Source organism: Alteromonas sp. CNT1-28 (genome assembly GCF_022348345.1).
Taxonomy (GTDB): Bacteria; Pseudomonadota; Gammaproteobacteria; order Enterobacterales; family Alteromonadaceae; genus Alteromonas; species Alteromonas macleodii.
In genome coordinates this window covers 236,111-256,058 of record NZ_JAKREZ010000001.1, presented here as the reverse complement: position 1 = coordinate 256,058, position 19,948 = coordinate 236,111, and the positions used below count along the sequence as shown (strand labels likewise).

Sequence of the window (19,948 nt, the reverse complement as noted above, 5' to 3'; positions counted from 1 at the left end):
GTTATTTAAACAAAGCACTTCGGATAATACACGACAAGCAATGTACAAAAGGCGCTAAGCTAGTTGCCAGGCAACTTCTCCGCAATAGCGGGTTCACTGATAAAGATATTTATGATTGTTTAAAGCAGGGCACGATTATTCGCATTACCATATTTGAAGCCTAGGGTAGCGTTACATCTTATACCTTACACTTACCGCTTGCCCACCCACTCGCATGGGTCTAATTTCTACACCTAAAAACCCATTGACTTTCTTCATTGTGCACAGGATACTCGGGTCATTAAATACTCACTAGCAGCACACTGTTTTTAAACACTATGCCTAAAAACACGAATACACATACTGCTTACTCAGCGACTGCGCTGATTATTATTCTCGCTATTCTAAGGAATGGGCGGGTTAGCTAGTGCGTAAATAGAATTCACTAAACCCGCCGCAAAGGCGGGTTTTTTATTGGCTCGTCTTGCGGTAAAAATAACGGAACGACAGCCATGAACAATCCAATATCTCACGTGTTACAACAGTTGCATGACGCAGTAAACCGCGGCGATCAAGACGCCTTATCCCAATGTTATGCTAGCGATGCAACAGTGGTCGCGACCCCTATGTCCAGCTCAACGCAAAACCAAACCGCTGAAGAACATGCCACACAGCGCGACTGCGTTGAAGCCTTGCTTAAATTTCAAAAGAAATTCATGCCCGATCATTTTGTTACAACCGGAGATGAACGGGTTATACAAGCCGGTGACGTAGCGCTAGTCGTCGCGAAGCTTTACCTTGTGCCCAAAGCAACACCCAACGCCCTACCCTGCGAGGGTAAGCGCGCCGTTTATGTTCTGCAAAGGGATGCAAGTGGAGAATGGCGCTGTGTCATCGATAACTTCTTCGGTACTGACTTGTTAGATTTTGCGTAGCTTTAAAAGTTGAGCCTGATGCCCATTAAATAATCTGAGCTTCAGCTTATCCGGTCATTAACGTCATTACACTAATGGCGCTTTAAAACAGCGCTATTATCAGGCTCTTTGTAATCTTTAAATGTGATAATGTATCAACAACACCCATTAAGCGTTATAATATAACACTCAATGGTGTGACAGGGTCAATAGCGCTGTGTATTAGATATCTAACAAATGCTTTGTAGCACCAAAAGTGCGAATTGCTATTTGCGCAAAGCACAGCACCACCCCATAACCTATTGTTTCATTACTTCATCAAAAGCGAACTGCTTTTTAAAAGATAGTGATGTAAGTCGTTCTTAAGATCTCATTCAGAGGTAATTTTGGCCAGTTTCAATTCTCCCAATACGGTACTTCCCGATGTCACCACCGATCAATCTACTGCACAAGTTCCTGTTATTGATAAAGTTGGTATGCAGGGCATTGCCATACCTCTACACATCTTAGGTAGACGCGGTGAGCGCTTAGCCAGTAAGGCTACGGTTGATGTAACAGTAAGTTTAGATCACCCCAATGCTAAAGGCATTCACATGTCTCGATTGTACAGCTTGCTGCAGCGATATTTGAGCAACCAAGACTTACATAAGTCGGCACTTGTGTCGTTAATGAACGCGCTTATCGAGTCTCAAGATGGGCTGAGCAATAGCGCCCAGCTTAATCTACACTTTGACCTCACCGTGTCGCGTCCGGCGCTCATAAGTAGGATGTCAGGATATCAATCGTACCCTGCTTCACTTTGCGTAAGGCGTTCACCTGAACGTTATGAAGCACAGCTTAAGTTAAGAGTACCGTACTCTAGTACTTGTCCTTGTTCGGCCTCCCTCTCTCGCAAGGCGTTATCAGATGCATTTGTACAGCAATTCGAAGGAAAAGATTTATCCGTAGAAGAAATGGGCGCTTGGCTCGCTTCTAAACAAGCCAGCATCGCCACGGCGCATGCACAGCGTTCCTTTGCCGATATAACTCTAGATTTAAGCGACAACGAGATCCCCGATTTTATTGGTATTATTGACTTGATAGAAAACGCGTTAGGCACACCGCTTCAAACCGCAGTTAAGCGTGAAGATGAACAGGCGTTTGCCAAGCGTAATGCTGAAAACCTAATGTTTGTAGAAGATTCGGTAAGGCGACTGCATGAAGCGTTAAGTACGTATTACCAAGCTACCTATTTTCGTGTAAAAGTAGAACATCAAGAAAGTCTGCATGCACACGACGCCATTGCTGAATTATCAGGCCCAGTTCATCGATAAATTCAGACATAATTTGGGTGTTGAAACCGGTAGGCAGAAGAAACAATAAAAGGAAAATAACATTGTTATCTCTTAACAAGCTCTCTTACATCAGCAAAGCGGCGTGCATTGGCGCTGCAGTATCAGCTATTGCGGCGTGCTCGTCTACGCCATCAACCCCGCTTGCTGGTGTAAAATCACACACTCTGTCAAATGCCGTGATATACCAAACCAGCAGCAAAGAGTACCCTGTTCTTTCAAGTTTTGTGTATGGCCAAGCTATTTCAGCGCTACCTACGCGTTTTGCTAATGGCGATGTTGTGGTGATGGATGTTGATGAAACCGTGCTAGACAATAGCACCTATCAAAAAGAACGGGAAAGTGCTGGCTTGGGATATTCTTCACAAAGCTGGGCCGAATGGGTAAAACGCGAAGAAGCCACACTGGTGCCTGGTGTAGCCGCTTTCATCGACGAAGTTGTTGCACGAAATGGCAAGGTGGCGCTTATTACGAATCGCAATAAAGCGCTTGATAGTCACACCTGGAATAACCTTTTGGCGCAAGGTTTGCCGCTTACCACGAGTAATACCTGTGTTGTTGGCCGCACTGCTGAAGACAAAGAAGCGGTAGGCCAAGAAGGTATGGTTAATGACAAAGACTTGCGCAGAATGCAGCTTACCCAGGGCGAGATCGCATGTTCGAATACGTCTAAAGACGCGACGTCTACGTGGGCTGTGCCTCACACTATTATCATGCAAATTGGCGACAACATTGAAGATGTGGGCGGCGTAACCCAAGAATCTGCCAACGTTGAGTTGCTCATGCCACGAGTGGGCACAGAGATTTTTATTCTGCCTAATCCAATGTATGGGTCTTGGTAGAGAGCGAAGCTAGAGTAGCCGGGGCAACTCGCGTGTTCATCTTAACTACTCCACGAATAGCGCTAGCTTATTCAACACTGTTGAATAAGCTAGTAAACCCAGCTCGCTCGGCTGATTATAGAAGTTAGCGACTTCTATCGAGAAGTAGAAGTGTCTGCAGAACACGCTAGCTCCCGTTCACTTTTAAGCCCTAGCACATGTTTAAAAAATAGCGTTGCTGGGCAAAAGCCAGTGAAGCTTTGTTGGAACAAGTTTGCGCCAATAAACACGGTAAACCACATAAAGTTTGCATGAACAAACTGGGTTAGTAATACAGACAACAACACCATGAGCCCTGCGAAGGCGGTTAATGCTTTTTCCTGAGACATAGCGTAATCCTTAAATATTGGAAGAGATTAGAAATAAAATCGATAGGCAATAAACGCATTACTTGCGTCTTCAAACTGCCCCCAAAACGTATAGTTGTCCTTACCTGAAAAGACATTCACCCCTGCTCGCACTTGCCACTTATCGGTAGGCGAATACGCCACTGTGGTTTTTAGGTATCCGTCGCTATCGCTGGGTGAATAAAACAGAAAAGTGTTTAATGTCAGTGTTTGACGAATTGCTAACAACGTTAAACGGGTCGTCACCCAATGGCGGTATTTTTCTTGAACTCGCTCAGAAGACGAGATAGTTCTATCTAGGCCATCCGCATTGTGTAAGTACTCGGTGTACCACTGGAAACCACCGGTAAGATTTGCGGCAATTTCTTGGCTATAGCCTAGTAAGAAACGACTTTGATCATTCGCTATTTGACCGTCAGTTCCATCTATGTCTTCAAGGCTGTTGTAGAAAACATATTCCGCATTTGCTATCCCCCGCCCCAGAGGCGCGACAACACTTGCGCCATAGGCATTCATTTTACTGTAGCGCGGTCTTCCAAGAGAATCTGTCGCGGTGGGCTGCCTTGTATAACCGGTGTAACCATAGCCTGCAATCTCCATCCCCTTAACAGATTTATACACCCTTAAGGCAAGCTCACTTCCTCGTGGGCGATTATCACGTTCAACAGAAAACGAAGGGGCAATGTTTTCATCCAATTGCGGGCTGTAAAAAGAAAACACTTCGCCTGTAATACCAATATCAGGCTCAAATTCAGGTGTGACGACTAAATCTACATTGGCAAAATCCGTGTAGCCCGACACCTTTAATGCATTACTCGGCGCTTTAAGGTATTCGTCTTCTCTTCCTGCAAAGAACGACTGATAATCTTTAGGGAAGAGATCATTTAAAAACAAGTAATCCCCTGTTCCCCAGGTCAGCACTTGCTTACCGACTTTGATATCGAATGCGTTTGCCCAGTCCCCTGCGCCGACTAAAGCGCTGGGAAGAATACTGCTTAAGCTACCTTGCCATGCCAGTTCGCGAAGTTGTGATTCCCACGACGATGTAACGCCGTCATACCAAACGTCTGCTTTACTGGAAATTGAGGAACTGTCTAATGCATAATCTGCGCGAAGTTGAACTCTGGCGTCGCGCAATGTGCTGTTATTTAACACAGATGGCGCGTTAGCAGCTTGAAAACTCTCGTTCATTTGTGAATTCTGACTGCCAAACGCGGTAGCCATGTCACGGGAAAAACGGTTTCCTACGGCGAGCTCGGCGAAACCAGAAATACGAAGCTTACTTTTGCTGTCAGTGCCCCATTCGTCATCCCACTCATCGCTCCAATCGTCACCTGATTCGACATTATCCTCCTCAGGCCACACGCTGTCCCACTCGTCGTTTACGTTAGCTTTCCGCTCTTTTACTCCGCTTTTCAACGGGTCTTCCTGATTCTGGGTCTCAACACCCATTGTCTGGGCGTTTAATGGAAGACTTACTACAGCCGTGAGCGCAAAGGTGAGAATAATCGGCGCGAGTAAAGCGTGCGCCCTCCATTGCTTTTTAACCCGCTCAGAAAGACCATAGGCTTGGCTAGGCAGCGTTATCCATATGGATGGAGCTAGTAATTTAGGCAAGCGCACCGTGCTAAATTCCTTTTTCAAAATAGTGTTATTTAATATAGCGTTGCGGTGGCACACGTAGGCTACGCTCACTAAATATGCTATCTGGAAGACCTATGTCGTATTCAATCCCTCTGAATTCCATAAGGGTATAGCCACCTGATGCAAGGTCCGTCACTTTACTTCTCACCACAGTAGGATTGCCCTGTATAGTCTCAATGGTCACAGCTTCAACACGACGGTAGTTATTGTCACCCTTATAAAAGTTAATTAAGGTGGGCAAGTAAGTGTCTTTGTCTATCTCTACTACATAGTGGCTGAACTCTACGAGCGCTGTGTCCTTAGGTGTCGCTTTTAAGCGATAATGAGTTTGGGTTTGTTCAAGCAGCTCAAAACTGTCTTGCGCCGTTGCGCGGCCTGAAACATCTTCATAGAAGAAATGAGAACCAACAAACGATGTACGTTTATCGCCTGCGGCGATTCGCTTTACTAAATCTAAAGCCGGCAAATATAACCAACGGTCGTCATCAGAATTAAGCGCCGCATGCTTTTCAACGCGAAATACCGTACCTTCAACTTCAGTAGGACGGCTAAAGAAAACCAGCATTCGTTGATCGCCGGTGTCGGCGCCTGCCTCATTCAGCACATCTTTGCGCAGAATAGTAAACTGACGCATTTGCTTTCGACCTTGCTCGTCTACAATCAGCATTCTCGCCATTGAACGCCCGTCATTGCCTGCGTAATATGCTGCTTGCTCGGCCTTATTGACGATTTCGGCAACATCTATATTACTACCGTTTTGGTTTGCCGAGGTTTGAGCGAAACCATTACCTGATATAAGTAATAGCGCAACAAGCCCCGTGAATGAGCTGCGTAGATTTAACATTGTTGGTCGACGCAACCGTAGAGTTGATAATATGGAAATACGCATTTTAGGCCTCCTTGAAAACCCAACGTTTAAGCAAAGTCATCGCAGCTGGCAACACCAGCAGCGTAACGAGTGCCGAAATAAACATGATACTTGCCAGGAAAATACCCACGGTAATGTAAGGCACAAGTGGTGCTAAAAGCAGCGGCGTAAAGCCAAGCGCGATGACCAGCGCATTACGAGTAATAGCGCTAGCAGGCTCTTCAAACATGGCATCAAACGTTTTACTCACGTTACCCGTTTGCTTGTAAATCTCTTTGGCTCTAGCCAGAAAGTGAATGGCAAAGTCTACCGACAAACCCAATGTCAGGGCTGAGAGCACGGCAATAGGCATATCGTAATCTTTACCTACAATGCCAATCGCGCCGTAAATAAAGGTGATAGTTATGGTAAGGGGCAGCATGGCTAATACACCGAATATCAGTGAGCGCAGCAGCAATACCATCATCACAAAAACAATAATAAAGGCGCTAAGTAAGCTGTCTAACATGCCTGCAACCATGTTGTCCTGCCACACCACATTTAGGTATGCCTTACCTGCCCATTGATATGTCAGGCCATCAGGCAGTGGGTGTTGAGCGAAGTAGTTATCGACTAACTCAATTACCTCGGTCATATCTTGGTTGTCACCACTGGATAGTTGTAGCCACACCAAGGTTTTACGATAGTCTGGTGTCACGAAATGCCACAAGTCTTGAGGCCTATGAGAGGACTGATATTGCAAGAGCGTCTGAGCTATCGCCGGCTGAGTATTAGGTAACTCGTAGTCGCTGTCATTGCCCGAATGCAGCTCTCGGTTAACCACTTTAATCACATCACTGAGGGACTGAGTTTTACCCACCAGCGTTTGAGTGCTTAAGTAACTTTGCAGGTCTGAAAGCAGCGCTACATTATCGGGCTGCTGAAACGTTTTGCTTGTGCCTTTAATTTCATCAATGCTTGAAAGCAAGCGATTTAAAGCGTCATATTCGTTGCTGTCTAGATCACCGAACAATGCATCATCGACGGCAAATACGAGAGTCTCATAATTATTACCGGCATTTTCATTGTTGAGTGTATCGAGGGTTGTTTTGCGCCATTCATCTAACGAAGAGGGCAACACTGCACTTTGCAGTATTTCACCAGCACTTTTCAGCTTGCGGGTATCTTGAATAACAATGTACGCGTTATACGTACCCGCAAACTCCTTATTAAGCGCCTTATCGGCTACGCGAATTTCATGATTTTCTTTAAACCAGCGCACAGGATTATCGTTAATTTGTATTTGGAAAATACCCCACACTGATACCGCTGAAATCACCATAAACGCAACGAGTAATGCCCCTTTATAATTTAGCGCCAAGGTGCGAATACCGTACACAAATCGCTGTAAGTATGTTGTTTTCATTGATGAGGTATTGGCATCGGCGTGCAGTGCAGACTGCAATTTTGCGAGCGCCTCTGGCGACATTCTTGATATATAAGCAGGTATAAAGGTAAGCGTAATAGCGAAAGCCAAAAGAATACCTGAGCCAATGAAAGCACCGAAAATCTGTACGGGTGGAATGGGAGTTAGCATAAGTGAATAGAACCCTGCCGCAGAGGTCAGCGACGTAAACAGCATCGGCTGAAATAGGTGTTCAACCACTGTGGTAATCACTTCATCAGCCTTTTGACCTGGTTTATAGCGGTCTGAAAACTCAGACAATATATGCACCGAGTCAACAACAGCGATAGGCATCAAAAATATGGCAATCATGGATGACATGATGTGCACAGTGAAACCTAAGCCGATTAACGCCCCCATTGTGATAATTACTGTTGCCATTGCTACCACCATCGGGGCGGTAATCAGCGTAAAATTGCGGAAAAAAACAAAGAGGAGGATAAAAATCATTAGTCCCGCAGCTGGCGCTGAAATTGCCATTTGAATAAACATTTCAACGCCGAATTGATCTTCAGCAACAGGGAGTCCTGTTATGTGCCACTGCAATGTTTCGTTTGTTGTATTCGCGCCGATAAATGCGCGAATGTCTTCTGCAATTCGAAAGCTTTCATTTTTGTCTTTAATTGGCACATAAATAGCGGCTGCATTTTTAGAAGAAGAGGCTAGGGTTCCCTGTAACATTGGAAGACGTGCTATTGCCTCAGCAATTTTCCCCGCTTTCTCTTGAGACGCCGGAGCGTTTGGCATCATCCAAGAAAACTTAAGCTCGCCACTGTCGCCCTGAGTTATGTTGTCAACCGTTGAAAACGACATGACATCTTGAGCAATTACACCCTCAGTGTTCAATATATGCTGAGAAACCTTGTCTATTGCGCTTAGATTCTCTGGTGTGTAGATGCCTTTATTGGTACTTAAAGCAGCATTATGAGTGGCTGTGTCATTGGCTGGTGATGCTATAACCCCCACCACTATCGCGTCGTGCATAGCAAAAGTATGCTTCACATCGTTATGAAAGACGCGGGCAGGATGATTGGCTTCAAGCATATTCTCTGGGTCGGTGTCTATCGTAATTAGCCGCATTTGATAAGCGCAAAAGACAACAGCCAACAGTAAAGCGGCATAAACCCACTTACCTTTCTGGGTAGATAGGAACAGTAATTTTTCAATAACTGCCGTGAACATAGCTATGAACTCCTACTAGGAAATACATTGATTCCCTCTAATCGTGATACGACTGGGTTAACTCCATCCACTGTGTTTCCTTGGCGTGTTGAGTGGCGCTCCACTTTCACAAACCATGACCTTTGATCTGCAGAACATTTCACAACGCCTACCTGCGTTAGCAAAAACAATGGAGACATTTATGGGCACAGCGTTTATGGGACACAGCATTAAATTAGTTTATTCTAATATATAAATAACCTAATGTATTTTTAGAAAAGATCAAGAGCAATGCGACGAGTAACACAGAGAAAAGAAAAGTGTTTGTAAAACGCTACACACCACCGAGAAAAAACTACATACCTACTCAACCTTAGTTTTTCAAATACGAGCTACCCGCTGTCAAAAAATAAAAATAATCTTTAAAAATCAGCAAATTAAAATTATTCTAAATTGAATTTAAGGTTTGGCACAGATCACGCATACATTAGACTAACGGATAAATACAGAACGCAGTTTGTAGCTAGGATAGCTTTAGCGACGGAGAGGCCAAATTGCGTAGATGACAAATACTGAAGGTGACGACATGGGAAGTGCATGGAGTGTGTCACCAAGGAAAAACGGATGTGTCAGTATTGTAGCTAATGGATGCCTGTAGAAGATTCGTTAAATTGCTGGTCGATGATGAGGTTAGGTAAAAGACAACCTAATTAAACTCGCAGGATGCAAGGCACTTGTTTCATAAGGATTGCAAACAAGCTCTGAGTACCTACATCGCAAGCACCGACAGTGATGTCTCGTGCAGCAAGGGATTGTTGACCCAATTTGGATTCGTTGAATGTACGTGTGTGTTGCTTCAGCGAGACCATAGTGAGGACACTGGTAATGTCGTCGATGTTATTAGTGAGTTGTCATCCGACGACTACCCTCTCCCCTCAAAGGCCCATCCCGGCCTTTACATACCTCTGATTTTGGCCCGCCTTTGGCGGGCATTTTTTTATCTTCATTTGTGATAAAATTGCGTTGTTTCTTTATCGCCTACCAAAAGGGCTACCTGCGTGCTTTCGCCGTCTGCATCTACTATCGTTTTTAGAGTTCTTTTTTGTGCGTTGCTCGCTACGTCTGTTGGCCAAAGCGTAATGCTTACCACACTCCCTTCTATGGGGCGACAGGCGAACCTTTCTGAATTCCACATTGCCACTATTATGTCTAGCTCTGCACTTATCTTTGCGTTCGGTACGAATGTGTGGAGCAAAGTCGCTAAGCGTGCGGGCTTTAAACGTATTTTAATGGTTGGTCTGTCGGGTTATAGCTTGGGCACATTTGCCTTCGCTAGTGCATGGATGGCAGGATTTTCTGGCATTATAAGCGGCACCAATTTGTTTTTGGCATTGTTGATAAGCCGAAGTCTGCAATCAACCATTATGTCTGCAACTCCGCCTTCTGCGGTAGGTTACGCCGTCGCCATCAGTACGCCCCAAAGTCGAGTAAGTGCAATCAGCAAAGTCACCTCTGCAAGCAACGTAGGGCAAATTGTGGGGCCCGCCTACGCTGGGCTTTTAGTCGGTTTTGGCTTATTAGCACCGTTGTACAGCATCGTTTTGCTAACCTTGCTGGCGCTTACATTGGTATATTTTAAGCTACCTGTTCTGCCGCCTTTGTCTCAGCAAAAAAACGCTCAGCAGACTAGCGACAATAACCAAGCGCCTAGCAAAGTACCTTATGTATTCGTCGCTGCATGTATTTGTGTATTTTGCGCAATGGCTATGATGCAGCAATCACTGGGTTTCTTTTTTATCGATTTTTACGACTATTCACCCGTAGACGCTGCTCGGCAAGTGGGTTTCGCGATGATGGTCAGTGCTGCCGCGTCTCTTACAGCCCAATTTGGGTGGGTACAAAAAGGCCGAATAAGCAAAGAAGCGATGATCACTATCGCGCTTCCGCTATTGGGCTTAGCCTACTTGCTGCTCTTTCTTCAACATTCGTTATTTATGCTTTATGCGGCCATGACATTAATGGGTTTAGGTATGGGAATGGCCTACCCATCTTTGGCAGCTGCAGCAACGACCTACTGCGCCCCCTCTCAACAAGCCACTATCACTGGGTTAATTACAGCGACTACTGCCATGGGCTACGTAATAGGTCCGCCACTGGCAGCTTTCATTTACCAACTGGATATCGCGCTTCCGTTCGCTATAGCGTCAGTGCTAATCGCAGCAACCACGTGCGTCGTCTACATAACATTGAAAAGAATTAGACACGTTGGCTAGGGCCTGTTAACCGTTGCTATACATTTGGCCCAATTCGTCATCAAAGCTAAACAGGCCTTAGCGAATTAATGTCAGCCTGACAGGTGACAGGAATACGCCTATTTCAAAGGTATCTATTTTTTTACCTTTTATTTTTAAAAAAGCGGAACCTTTTTATAATTAGGCTATCTTAACTTATACATGAAGTCGTTGAGTGTGCGTCTTTGTGGTGTGTAAATGTGTTTTCCAAGTTATGTTGTGGTTTTTTAAGGGGCTTTTTAGCCCCTTTTCTTTTGCTCTAATCTTTCCTTTTCCAGTGCGTATTCCTCGCTTATTGTTATAGTGCTAATCCAACGTAAACCTATCTATTTTATTTGTATTAGTTTCTCTCAAGACCGGTCAGTTAATCTAAAAAATAGAGCTAAACAATCCTGATCATTTCACCTTTAGAAATAGTAATGAGAATTATTTCCAAATAGAATAGCTACTCAAGATCACAGGAGTAAGCTAATGTCTAAACCGCAACCTCGCAGAGCTATTGTCACCCAATCAGTCCGAATTACCCCAAATATGCAGCGTGTACACCTCAGTGGGGAAGACCTTCTTGCCTTTCCCTCGGTTACTGCAGGTGCGTACATTAAACTTATGTTCGACCTAGAAGGAAACCCGCTGAAACGCCCCACAGATACGAGCCAAGTGGCAATGCGCACCTATACGGTTGCGCACTTTGACGCAGAGAAGCCTGAAATGATTCTGGATATGGTTATCCATGCCGATGGTGGTAAAACTGGCCCTGCGTCGGCATGGGCGACAAGTACAAAGCCTGGCGACATCATCACGCTCGCAGGGCCCGGTTCTAGTAAGGGACTCAGCGAGCAATATGATTGGATATTGTTGGCTGGCGACATGACAGCGCTTCCTAGTATTAGAAATCACCTCGCCGAGCTTCCTGTACAAACCAAAGGCTACGCCGTGATTAAAATTGAAGACGAAAAGGATGCGGTTACACTTAAGAAGCCCGAAGGAGTAACGGTGATATGGGAACATGAGCAATCTTTACCTTCCCGCCTTGACCAGTTAACTTGGCTCGACGGAAACCCCACAGTTTGGGTGGCGTGTGAATTTTCTGATATGCGGGCGATTCGGACATGGCTCAAGGACGAAAAATCCGTGGCGCACGAGAATATTTATATTAGTAGCTACTGGAAGAAAGGCCGCAGCGAAGATCAACATAAAATAGAAAAAAGGCAGGACAGTGAAGCGTATGCTAAAACATTGGCCTAGTTGATGATTATGCTTCCTGTAGGCTTTGCAAGAACTTGTAAATTCTGCATAAAAAACAACTGTACGGTAGAATTTTCATAAACAATAAATTCAATACTTTCATGCACCTACACAATGGAACAGCATTTGCTGCTAAGAAAATAACTGGCCAATTATTCCGCCAGTTTTTTCAACCAATTGTTTGGATAAGGAGAGCAAGTTATGAACAGTGATCGTATTGAAGGTAATTGGAAAGAAATGAAAGGTAAGGTGCAGCAAAAGTGGGGCAAACTTACCGATGACGACCTAGATGTAATTGACGGTCGACGTGAAGAACTAGTAGGTAAGATTCAACAAGCTTATGGCAAAAGCCGTGACGAAGCTGAAAAAGAGGTCGATGGTTATTTTAATTAATCGCCGTCTTCAATATATGAATTAAGACACTGGCAGTATAACAATCTGGTATCACTGTATTGTTAATCTTTACTGCTACTAAAAGGGCCGCTGCATAATGCAGCGGCCCTTTTTATTTGTGTCAAAGTCAAGGGAGGTTATGCCCTTTGATTTTTTATCACTCTTCCGTCTTAGGCTGTAAGTTATCGCGAACTTCCCTTGCGTCAAAGCTCGTTGCCGACGTTGGACGCGTACCTTTGCCTATCTCAATGCTCAAGATACTTTCGATCTCACTTTGCTGAGAGCCCCCTACAAATACACCCGTTTCGAATTGGGTAGTAGGGTGGTAGGACGTTCTGCAAGTGAGCACACCGCATTCGGTAACCCGTGCATATCGCTGGCTAAAGCCTGCGGTAGGTGTGGTTTGCACGGTCTCTTTATCTACTAAGGTCTCTCGGTCAGTCACTACAAACCAGTCGTAACCTTCTAATAACGTAAGCTCGGCAGCACGGAGCATGGCGTAATCCATCGCCTTGCCTTTATCAGACCCCTTCGCTTTGAAATGCACGCGATATTGGGTATCACTCAACTTACTTTCCGTGTAGCCAAAGCCGCCTTTTTTGGCCTGTCTATAATCGGGTTGACTGGCGCAGCCCGCCATAATTAATACCGCAAGTACTAACATAATTTTAGTTTTCATCATTTACTCCTTCGGCCTTATCAGCTAGCCAAGTTGCTTCAATTGCGTTTTTCTCTTGCTCTCGGTTTAATGGCGCAGACGCCATCATTTTGTCTAACTCTTCTTCCATTACTTTAGCGCTAGTGGCGGTTTGATATTGACCTGCATTCTCACCTAGCTCGTCCAATTTGCTAGCGGCAAGCTGCCACGCACCTTGCTTATCTTTACAAGCAATCATTACATTTAGTTCATCTTTCGATGCGACTTCAGCCTGTCTACAGTAGTTAAACTCCGTATTTACGAAAGACAACTGTGGCGTAACCGTCACGCCTGAATCAAAGGTTGTTGCTTCGCCAGTTAGGTTACTGTCGAGTACCGATGATACTCTCGCCCAATGAGAAGGCTGCGTTGTTTCAGCGCCCTGTTGATTAAAGAACACTAAGCCCGCTAATACCGCCACACTCGCAGCTATTGCAAAAGGCCCCTTCCACTTCGTTTGTTTATGTGGCGCACTATTAGTTGAATTCGCTTTCTTTGGAAAGGGCTTAACGTTTTCCGCAGAGCTTTGATTTGCAGCGCTTACGCTGGCTAAGCTTGCATCAGATGCCTGTACGCCGCTTGCCTGGCTTAACGGTTTTTCATCACTCAAAAGGGCCACGATTTCTTTGGGCAGCGCCACTGCTGTCGCTTTTTCAGCAGCCACCTTCACAACTCTATCCACTTCTGCAAGTGCGGCGAGTCGGTCAGAAATGGATGCATCTTGTGCTATCGCTTCACGGACTGTGTCCATCTCTGCTGTGTTTAACTCTCCGTCTAAAAACGCAGAGAGTTTCTCGTCAGTTAAGATCACGATAGCACCTCTTTTTGCCCGTTTAATAAGTTTGATATCTTCACTCTTGCTCTGGCAAGGCGGCTCATGATGGTCCCTGCTGGCACCTGCAAAACTTCAGAAGCATCTGCGTAACTCATTCCCTGTACCGCCACTAAAGAAAGGGTTTCCCTTTGCTCATATGGTAGTTCGTCCATGGCACTGGAAACCTGTTTTAACGTTATCGCTTGCGTCACCGCCTCATCCATATTTAATTGATGTACAGACTGCGCTTCGTGAGAAAGAACATCGCAGGCATTAGCACGGACCTTCTTCGCTCTGTATTCGTCTATCCAACAGTTGCGGCACACTCTAAATGCCCAAGCCATTAATGTAACTTGCTCAGGAAGCGGTTTACTCAATAGCCGTTCAAGCGTGTTCTGAAGTAAATCATCAGCATCATGCATGTTACCCGTCAACGAATATGCAAACTTTCGCAATGACGGGACGAGTTCAGTCAACTCATCTTTCATTTTCATGTACCTTTGTGAGGTTTCCCGTTATCTCTACTCTGTTAACGAGCCACTTTTGTTTTTATTCCACGTACTAAGACCTATTTTTTTACTGCACTGTATAGCAGCGGTCTGTGAGCCATCTAGACAAGGCGAATGTTTAACAGTCTAAAAGGTCGCATTGGAATTTTTCTTCTGTCTAATCGTCACTACACTGTAAGGTAGTGGTAAATGCCTGTTCGCCTTTAACGCACATTTAGAACAACGTTTGTGCACAATGGACCACAGGCTTCTAATAGAGGCTATGGCACAATTTATGCCATTCCTTCTTTAGGCACCGATCTGCCCCAACGTTAACGTAAAGGTAGTAAAATGAAGTACACACTCATTGTGGCTATTTTGAGTTTGATTGCGGCACCAATATCACAAGCCCAACTAGCAGGAACATTGAATCAAGTGGTGTCTCCTGTGCGTCCGATAATTGATCGAACCTCCTCCGACCTAAAGGCCATTCGCGAGGAAGCAAGACGAAAAGCGCAATCATCTATCGAAGGCACCAGAGACTTATCAATAGTGGCGTCGAGCGTACTAAGCGACATTCCTGCCCCCCAATTTATCGCTCCTGCAGCAACCACTATTTTATCGACTTCAGGCCAGGTAGTTGTTAATGAAGTAACGGTTGAAAATGGCTTTCTGGCTGTCGAAAAAGAGTGGCTATTCCTAGGGGAAGAAGCCGACAAAGTACACTTTCAGGGTGCCAATATTGAAATACAAAAAGCTCAGTTTTTACCCGCGCTCTCTCAGTGGCTTTTTAAAGTTAAAGTCACAGGAGATGAGGATGATGTGTCGTCTATTCGCAACAGTTTGCCCCATAATTTGCAGTCTCAAATTGGTCGAAATCATATTTATTTATCACAGACCAAGCCCACTTCGAACGGGTCTTTTCAAGAGATAAGCAGTGAAAAGCTGGAAACCTGTCCAACCCCACTGCGCATTGGAATGGTTGATACTCATGTAGCGTCCAATCACCCACTGCTCTCACACGTTAATTTAACGCAAGCGTCTTTTATTGTCGGTCATAATCAAGATCGAAATCAGGAGCAAGATGGCAATGCGGGCAGCGAAACTGACGTTGCCTTTTCGTCAGACCACGGTACCGCAGTAGCCAGCCTATTGGCGGCGTCGTTGCCTAAGTCTAGCCAGGTATTTAACGCCAGTGTGTTTTATTCGCGTAATAGCGTTAGCCAAGGCGCTACGCTAATGTCGTTAATTGAAGGTTTAAACTATCTTGCATCACAGCAGGTAGACGCCATAAACATGAGCCTTGCAGGTCCCGACAACCCTATTTTAGCGCGGGTCATAAATCAACTGGATAAGAGCGGTATTCAAATCATTGCTGCGGTGGGCAACGAGGGGCCAGCCTCTTTACCCTTGTACCCCGCGGCTTATACAGAAACATTGGGCATTACGGCCGTTGATAAATCTAATGTAATTTACCGGTGGGCAAACCAAGGGGATTACGTTGATTTTGCTGCGTTTGGCGTGTCGGTAAATGCCGCACATCCTAATGGAAAAACGATCAGGCAAACGGGAACCTCTATGGCTTCACCGCGCGCCACCGCTTTGTATGCATGCTTTTTGCGCGAAAAACAAGAAAGGAACGCTGCCTTGTTGAAACTTCAGCAGCTAGCTTTAGATGCAGGGGCTCCCGGACGAGACAGCGTATTCGGTTTTGGTGTGCTGCCTTAAATTAAGCGTGCTGTTCATTATAGAATTTATATTAACGCCCACTAAAAATGAACGTTAATGCCTAACTCAGCAATGGTTTCTTGATAATTTGCGCCATCGACACTAGAAGCAAAGTCTCCATATTGCGTAGACAGTTTAATATCAACATTGTTGTGAATGGCGTAATCGGCACTCATCTCAACAACGTGTCTGTCGTCTTCCCTGCCTATACCTCCATCTTGTTCTGAGGCGTAATCTCTTACATCTAATTGATAGGCAACCGTAAGCTTCAAGGGTTTACTAAACACCGCTAGAGGATAGGTGTACGCTAGATCCATCCCAATACTGGTGTAATCGAACACATTATTTTGGGCATCTTCATTTTGATACTTAAGTGCGATTTGGAAGAAGTCTTCCCCTTCGAAGAAGTAAAATAGGTCACTGCGCACAGCAGCTGCTTCACTATCTCGAATTGGCGCACCTTCAGGCGTGTTCTCGAATTGTTTATCGATAAGGTCGCTACTAACACGCAAGTAAGTGCGCTGCCCCAACAATTTTCCGACAGATAATCCAGACTGTTGATAGGTGAGGAAGTCACGCCCGTCTAGCTCAGCGCTAGCGTGATAGTAGTGCGCTCCTAGTTTGGCGAAGTCAAACGCATAGCTGGTGCTAGCGGACAGTGTGGTAAGGCCAAGATCGAACTCGCTTAGCGTTTGATAGTTGGTATTCGCCTGACTTACCGACAGTACATTTTCCCATTTCGCTGTGGGCTTCACCAGCACCTTTAGCTGAGCTTCTGACTGTACCGCGTCGTCGGCCACATCTGAATTCGTATCGAGCTCGCTAACGCTCACATTGCTATCAGAGCGGTACCCTAAATAGCCAGACCCTGAGAATGAAATCGTTTGGTGTTTTGCGTTTGTATGATTCGCATCTTCATCATTGTGCGAGTGACTGTCAGAGCCCGCATTAGCAGCGCTACTACCGAGTAAAACAGCTGCCACGGACGGCAATAGGCATTTGCGGCCGCCACGAATAAGGTTGTTTGTTGTTGATGAGTGTTGAAGTATTTGCGTATTCATTGTTGTTACCTACCACAGAGAAAGTGAAACTTAGCGATTGCTGTTTTTAAGGAGAGACGTGAGATTTGACTTGAGGTGCTCGCTTTAAGGAATGCACGATAGCGAGGCAGTGTATTCGCACCTGCAGCCTAGACCTTAAATAGCGGCTTGCCTTTCTATTTAGACAAGCCGCACTCAGACTTTAAGGTGGCTATTTAACGTGCTAGCTCAAGATTGCTCTACGCCCACCTAATGGTTTAGGCCTTTATATTAAAGGCCAAGCGCACCTGAAATACTTGAAGCTACGTTGTCGTTTACAGTGCTTGTTACGGCGCTTTCAACCGAACTCGCCACGGTATTATTTACGGTGCTTGCTACGGTGCTATCCACCGTATTTGCTACCGTGCCTTCTACCGTACCTTCTACCGTATTTCCTACCGTATTTCCTACCGTATTTGCGACTGTTGCTGACACAGTTTGCTCGACTGTATTTGAAACTGCGCCTTCTACAGAGCTATCCACCGTACTTGCTACCGTGCTTTCTACCGTGCCTTCTACCGTGCCTTCTACCGTATTTCCTACCGTGTCAATAATTGTTCCTTCGACAGCGGTGCCAACCATTCCGGTTACAGAACTGGTCACTGAGCTTGCTACGGTGCTGGCTGCTGTATTGGCTACGCCGCCGTTTACCGCACTTTCGATGGTGCCTGCAGCCGTGTTCGATAAGGTACTACCTGCTGCTGTTTCTGCAGTATTGTTTAGTGCACCACTTACACTGCCAGCTAGCGAACCTCCTGCGGTATTTTCCGCGCCATTGTTTGCTAGTGAACCGATTTGGTTCAATGCCAAGCTTGGCGCTGTCTGCGCTGTACTTTCTGCTTCACTTTCTGCTCCATCGACTTGTTCTGCATTTCCAGACGCTGATGACAGTACAGATAATGACCCAGATACACTACTTGTCAGTGCGCCTGCCACTGGCGAAGTTATCGAGTTCGCCATATCTGATGTTGCAGAAACTTGACTCACTCCCTGATCGGCAGATAGATCGTTGCTTGTTTGGTTTGCGGATAATTGTAAACCGGTATCGGCTGAGCTCTCGGTGGACATTTGGCTCTGCGTAGATGCTTCGCCTTCGGCAGAAGTCTGCGTATTAACCTGATTTGCAGACTGTGTAGTTGCACCGCTTGTTAGTGAAAGTGATGTAGAAGTCGACGCATTAGCTGATGTGTTAGCAGAGAACGTGGTTTCTTGAGCCAACACAGACGTTGACGCGATACCTAAAGCCAGTGCAATTGCAGTATTTAACTTTTTCATCCGTTTATCTCCGTTTTTCATAAAGGACACTGAGATAACGATTGAAGAAAAGTTTTTATTCCGCACTGAGTTTGATTTTTTTAAAAGAATTAAAAAAGCCCTGTAAAAACAGGGCTTTTCGAACTATTTTTCTGAAGCAGTCATGCTCTTTTCCCACCAGGGAAGTGAAAAATCTATATTATCTGGGTCGTAAGTTTTGGCATATTTCATTTTAACTGAACTCCAAAACGCAGCTTTGAAAGCAGGGTCGTAAATAACAAACTCACCCTTTTCGCGATACTGTTCAAACAGTTTTTGATAAGCTCCTACTGGTGTTAACGGGTTATCCTGTTGAAAAACCACATCTCCGCCGTACGCTTCGTAAAGGGCTTTCGATACTTTCCAGCTTTTTGCCATGCCTTCCGCCATTGCCAAACGATAACGCTCTAGCTCTTCATCTTGATAGGCGCCATCGCTGTCCAAATCAACGGTCCATAATTTTATTACAGAATACGCAGATTGAATTTCGCTTTCATTTGGCTCTATCGCATTTTTATCGGCAAAATCTGAAAGAACAGACTCGGTAATTTTATTACCAAGTGCACGCTGAGCTAAAATAGCTCGTACTTCTTTCTCAGACTTGTCAGTTAAAATAGACTGAAAACGGTCAACATCAGCCTGTGAAGGCTGTAGTTCAGTATTAGAAATAGATTTGTTGAACAAACGAGCAATAATCTCGTTTGCGGCTTGCGGTGTATTAATCCCAAGCGAAACCACTATGGCTGCAAATAACACCATAGGAATAACGTTCGAACGCGTCACTTTGTATGCTTCCCTAAGTTCCAATAATTAGCATAAGCACAAGACACATTCATTTATTATTGTAAGAATTTTCCGTTGTCTTGCGAAATGACATCTATAAGGCTTTATACTTTAGATTAGTTTTGTTTAAAATTCCACTTTCTTACGCATAGATTTTTTAGCACCTTGTTGTTTTTTTACATCTACACGACGTGCTTTTGCCGCACGGCTCACCTTTGTTTTTATGCGCGGTTTTTGTTCAATTGTCGCAGCCTTTATCCACGCAACAAGTCGCGCTAGCGCATCTTCTCTGTTTTGTTCTTGCGTTCGATAATTTTGCGCTTTAAGCACAAAAACACCGTCGTTGGTTACGCGACTATCTTTAAGCTGAAGTAGCTTTTCTTTCAGCTTTTCAGGCAGCGATGATCCATTTATGTCGAAGCGTAAATGTATGGCGCTACTTACTTTGTTCACATTCTGCCCACCGCTACCTTGTGCTCGAATAGCTTGCAATTCAGCTTCGCTTTCATCTATCGCGATAGAAGGGGTTATTATTAATTCCATCTCAAATCCTAATACGTCATGGCGT

Annotated in this window: 18 protein-coding genes; 7 read left to right on the top strand and 11 right to left on the bottom strand. The window is 45.0% G+C overall.

Annotated features, from left to right (window positions below; translation table 11 throughout):
• Window positions 1–491 precede the first annotated feature (491 nt).
• The 3 genes from MHN02_RS01115 (at window position 492) to MHN02_RS01105 (ending at window position 3,066) form a co-directional block, all read left to right on the top strand.
• Complete coding sequence (locus tag MHN02_RS01115) at window positions 492–914, top strand: DUF4440 domain-containing protein (protein WP_239244194.1); 423 nt, start codon at window positions 492–494, stop codon at window positions 912–914.
• Window positions 915–1,279: 365 nt separating this feature from the next.
• Complete coding sequence (folE2, locus tag MHN02_RS01110) at window positions 1,280–2,206, top strand: GTP cyclohydrolase FolE2 (protein ID WP_239244192.1); 927 nt, start codon at window positions 1,280–1,282, stop codon at window positions 2,204–2,206.
• 62 nt (window positions 2,207–2,268) lie between these two features.
• Entirely contained in the window at window positions 2,269–3,066 is a 798-nt protein-coding gene (locus tag MHN02_RS01105; RefSeq protein ID WP_239244190.1) for an HAD family acid phosphatase, read from the top strand.
• Between the two features lie 134 nt (window positions 3,067–3,200).
• Here MHN02_RS01105 and MHN02_RS01100 read toward each other — a convergent pair whose 3' ends face one another.
• The 4 genes from MHN02_RS01100 to MHN02_RS01085 are packed head-to-tail and all read right to left on the bottom strand — an operon-like array spanning window position 3,201 to window position 8,590.
• On the bottom strand, window positions 3,201–3,434 hold the full coding sequence (locus MHN02_RS01100; protein ID WP_239244188.1) for a DUF2892 domain-containing protein: 234 nt from the start codon (window positions 3,432–3,434) through the stop codon (window positions 3,201–3,203).
• Window positions 3,435–3,461: 27 nt separating this feature from the next.
• The gene (locus MHN02_RS01095; protein WP_239244186.1) at window positions 3,462–5,075 is read right to left on the bottom strand and encodes a hypothetical protein; all 1,614 of its coding nucleotides are present in this window, start codon (window positions 5,073–5,075) and stop codon (window positions 3,462–3,464) included.
• 28 nt (window positions 5,076–5,103) lie between these two features.
• Window positions 5,104–5,985 (bottom strand): outer membrane lipoprotein-sorting protein, encoded by an 882-nt coding sequence (locus MHN02_RS01090; protein ID WP_239244184.1) that lies wholly within the window; start codon window positions 5,983–5,985, stop codon window positions 5,104–5,106.
• A 1-nt stretch (window position 5,986) separates the two neighbouring features.
• Window positions 5,987–8,590 carry an MMPL family transporter gene (locus MHN02_RS01085; protein WP_239244182.1) on the bottom strand — a complete coding sequence of 868 codons (2,604 nt, stop codon included), beginning with the start codon at window positions 8,588–8,590 and terminating at the stop codon, window positions 5,987–5,989.
• 1,037 nt (window positions 8,591–9,627) lie between these two features.
• On the opposite strand from MHN02_RS01085, the gene MHN02_RS01080 reads away from it, so the two are divergent.
• The 3 genes from MHN02_RS01080 to MHN02_RS01070 all read left to right on the top strand — a co-directional run bounded on the left by MHN02_RS01080 (window position 9,628) and on the right by MHN02_RS01070 (window position 12,498).
• Window positions 9,628–10,842 (top strand): MFS transporter, encoded by a 1,215-nt coding sequence (locus MHN02_RS01080; protein WP_187446376.1) that lies wholly within the window; start codon window positions 9,628–9,630, stop codon window positions 10,840–10,842.
• Window positions 10,843–11,331: 489 nt separating this feature from the next.
• On the top strand, window positions 11,332–12,105 hold the full coding sequence (locus MHN02_RS01075) for a siderophore-interacting protein (protein ID WP_239244180.1): 774 nt from the start codon (window positions 11,332–11,334) through the stop codon (window positions 12,103–12,105).
• Window positions 12,106–12,306: 201 nt separating this feature from the next.
• Complete coding sequence (locus MHN02_RS01070; RefSeq protein WP_014951177.1) at window positions 12,307–12,498, top strand: CsbD family protein; 192 nt, start codon at window positions 12,307–12,309, stop codon at window positions 12,496–12,498.
• Between the two features lie 157 nt (window positions 12,499–12,655).
• Here MHN02_RS01070 and MHN02_RS01065 read toward each other — a convergent pair whose 3' ends face one another.
• Genes MHN02_RS01065 through MHN02_RS01055 form a run of 3 tightly spaced genes read right to left on the bottom strand, consistent with a single transcriptional unit; the run spans window position 12,656 to window position 14,497 of the window.
• On the bottom strand, window positions 12,656–13,177 hold the full coding sequence (locus MHN02_RS01065; protein ID WP_014977712.1) for a hypothetical protein: 522 nt from the start codon (window positions 13,175–13,177) through the stop codon (window positions 12,656–12,658).
• The gene (locus MHN02_RS01060) at window positions 13,167–14,006 is read right to left on the bottom strand and encodes a DVU3141 family protein (protein WP_239244178.1); all 840 of its coding nucleotides are present in this window, start codon (window positions 14,004–14,006) and stop codon (window positions 13,167–13,169) included. Before MHN02_RS01060 ends, MHN02_RS01065 begins: the two co-directional genes overlap by 11 nt.
• Window positions 14,003–14,497, bottom strand: coding sequence for a sigma-70 family RNA polymerase sigma factor (locus MHN02_RS01055; protein ID WP_239244176.1), 495 nt, complete (start codon window positions 14,495–14,497; stop codon window positions 14,003–14,005). Before MHN02_RS01055 ends, MHN02_RS01060 begins: the two co-directional genes overlap by 4 nt.
• 351 nt (window positions 14,498–14,848) lie before the next feature.
• On the opposite strand from MHN02_RS01055, the gene MHN02_RS01050 reads away from it, so the two are divergent.
• The gene (locus MHN02_RS01050) at window positions 14,849–16,225 is read left to right on the top strand and encodes a S8 family serine peptidase (protein WP_239244174.1); all 1,377 of its coding nucleotides are present in this window, start codon (window positions 14,849–14,851) and stop codon (window positions 16,223–16,225) included.
• A 41-nt stretch (window positions 16,226–16,266) separates the two neighbouring features.
• Here MHN02_RS01050 and MHN02_RS01045 read toward each other — a convergent pair whose 3' ends face one another.
• From MHN02_RS01045 to arfB, 4 genes are all read right to left on the bottom strand, one after another.
• A complete protein-coding gene (locus MHN02_RS01045) occupies window positions 16,267–17,286 on the bottom strand; it encodes an outer membrane beta-barrel protein (protein ID WP_156087173.1) in 1,020 nt (339 codons plus the stop codon).
• A gap of 249 nt (window positions 17,287–17,535) precedes the next feature.
• The gene (locus MHN02_RS01040) at window positions 17,536–18,579 is read right to left on the bottom strand and encodes a hypothetical protein (protein WP_239244172.1); all 1,044 of its coding nucleotides are present in this window, start codon (window positions 18,577–18,579) and stop codon (window positions 17,536–17,538) included.
• 123 nt (window positions 18,580–18,702) lie between these two features.
• Window positions 18,703–19,380 carry a hypothetical protein gene (locus MHN02_RS01035; RefSeq protein ID WP_039229119.1) on the bottom strand — a complete coding sequence of 226 codons (678 nt, stop codon included), beginning with the start codon at window positions 19,378–19,380 and terminating at the stop codon, window positions 18,703–18,705.
• A 126-nt stretch (window positions 19,381–19,506) separates the two neighbouring features.
• On the bottom strand, window positions 19,507–19,923 hold the full coding sequence (gene arfB / locus MHN02_RS01030) for an alternative ribosome rescue aminoacyl-tRNA hydrolase ArfB (protein WP_014951185.1): 417 nt from the start codon (window positions 19,921–19,923) through the stop codon (window positions 19,507–19,509).
• Between the last annotated feature and the right edge of the window lie 25 nt (window positions 19,924–19,948).

Bases quoted from the DNA above. Each gene is read 5' to 3' on its own strand.
- MHN02_RS01115 (WP_239244194.1), top strand. From the start codon at position 492: ATGAACAATCCAATATCTCACGTGTTACAACAGTTGCATGACGCAGTA.
- MHN02_RS01100 (WP_239244188.1), bottom strand. From the start codon at position 3,434: ATGTCTCAGGAAAAAGCATTAACCGCCTTCGCAGGGCTCATGGTGTTG.
- MHN02_RS01090 (WP_239244184.1), bottom strand. From the start codon at position 5,985: ATGCGTATTTCCATATTATCAACTCTACGGTTGCGTCGACCAACAATG.
- MHN02_RS01085 (WP_239244182.1), bottom strand. From the start codon at position 8,590: ATGTTCACGGCAGTTATTGAAAAATTACTGTTCCTATCTACCCAGAAA.
- MHN02_RS01075 (WP_239244180.1), top strand. From the start codon at position 11,332: ATGTCTAAACCGCAACCTCGCAGAGCTATTGTCACCCAATCAGTCCGA.
- MHN02_RS01070 (WP_014951177.1), top strand. From the start codon at position 12,307: ATGAACAGTGATCGTATTGAAGGTAATTGGAAAGAAATGAAAGGTAAG.
- MHN02_RS01065 (WP_014977712.1), bottom strand. From the start codon at position 13,177: ATGAAAACTAAAATTATGTTAGTACTTGCGGTATTAATTATGGCGGGC.
- MHN02_RS01055 (WP_239244176.1), bottom strand. From the start codon at position 14,497: ATGAAAGATGAGTTGACTGAACTCGTCCCGTCATTGCGAAAGTTTGCA.
- MHN02_RS01050 (WP_239244174.1), top strand. From the start codon at position 14,849: ATGAAGTACACACTCATTGTGGCTATTTTGAGTTTGATTGCGGCACCA.
- MHN02_RS01045 (WP_156087173.1), bottom strand. From the start codon at position 17,286: ATGAATACGCAAATACTTCAACACTCATCAACAACAAACAACCTTATT.
- MHN02_RS01040 (WP_239244172.1), bottom strand. From the start codon at position 18,579: ATGAAAAAGTTAAATACTGCAATTGCACTGGCTTTAGGTATCGCGTCA.
- arfB (WP_014951185.1), bottom strand. From the start codon at position 19,923: ATGGAATTAATAATAACCCCTTCTATCGCGATAGATGAAAGCGAAGCT.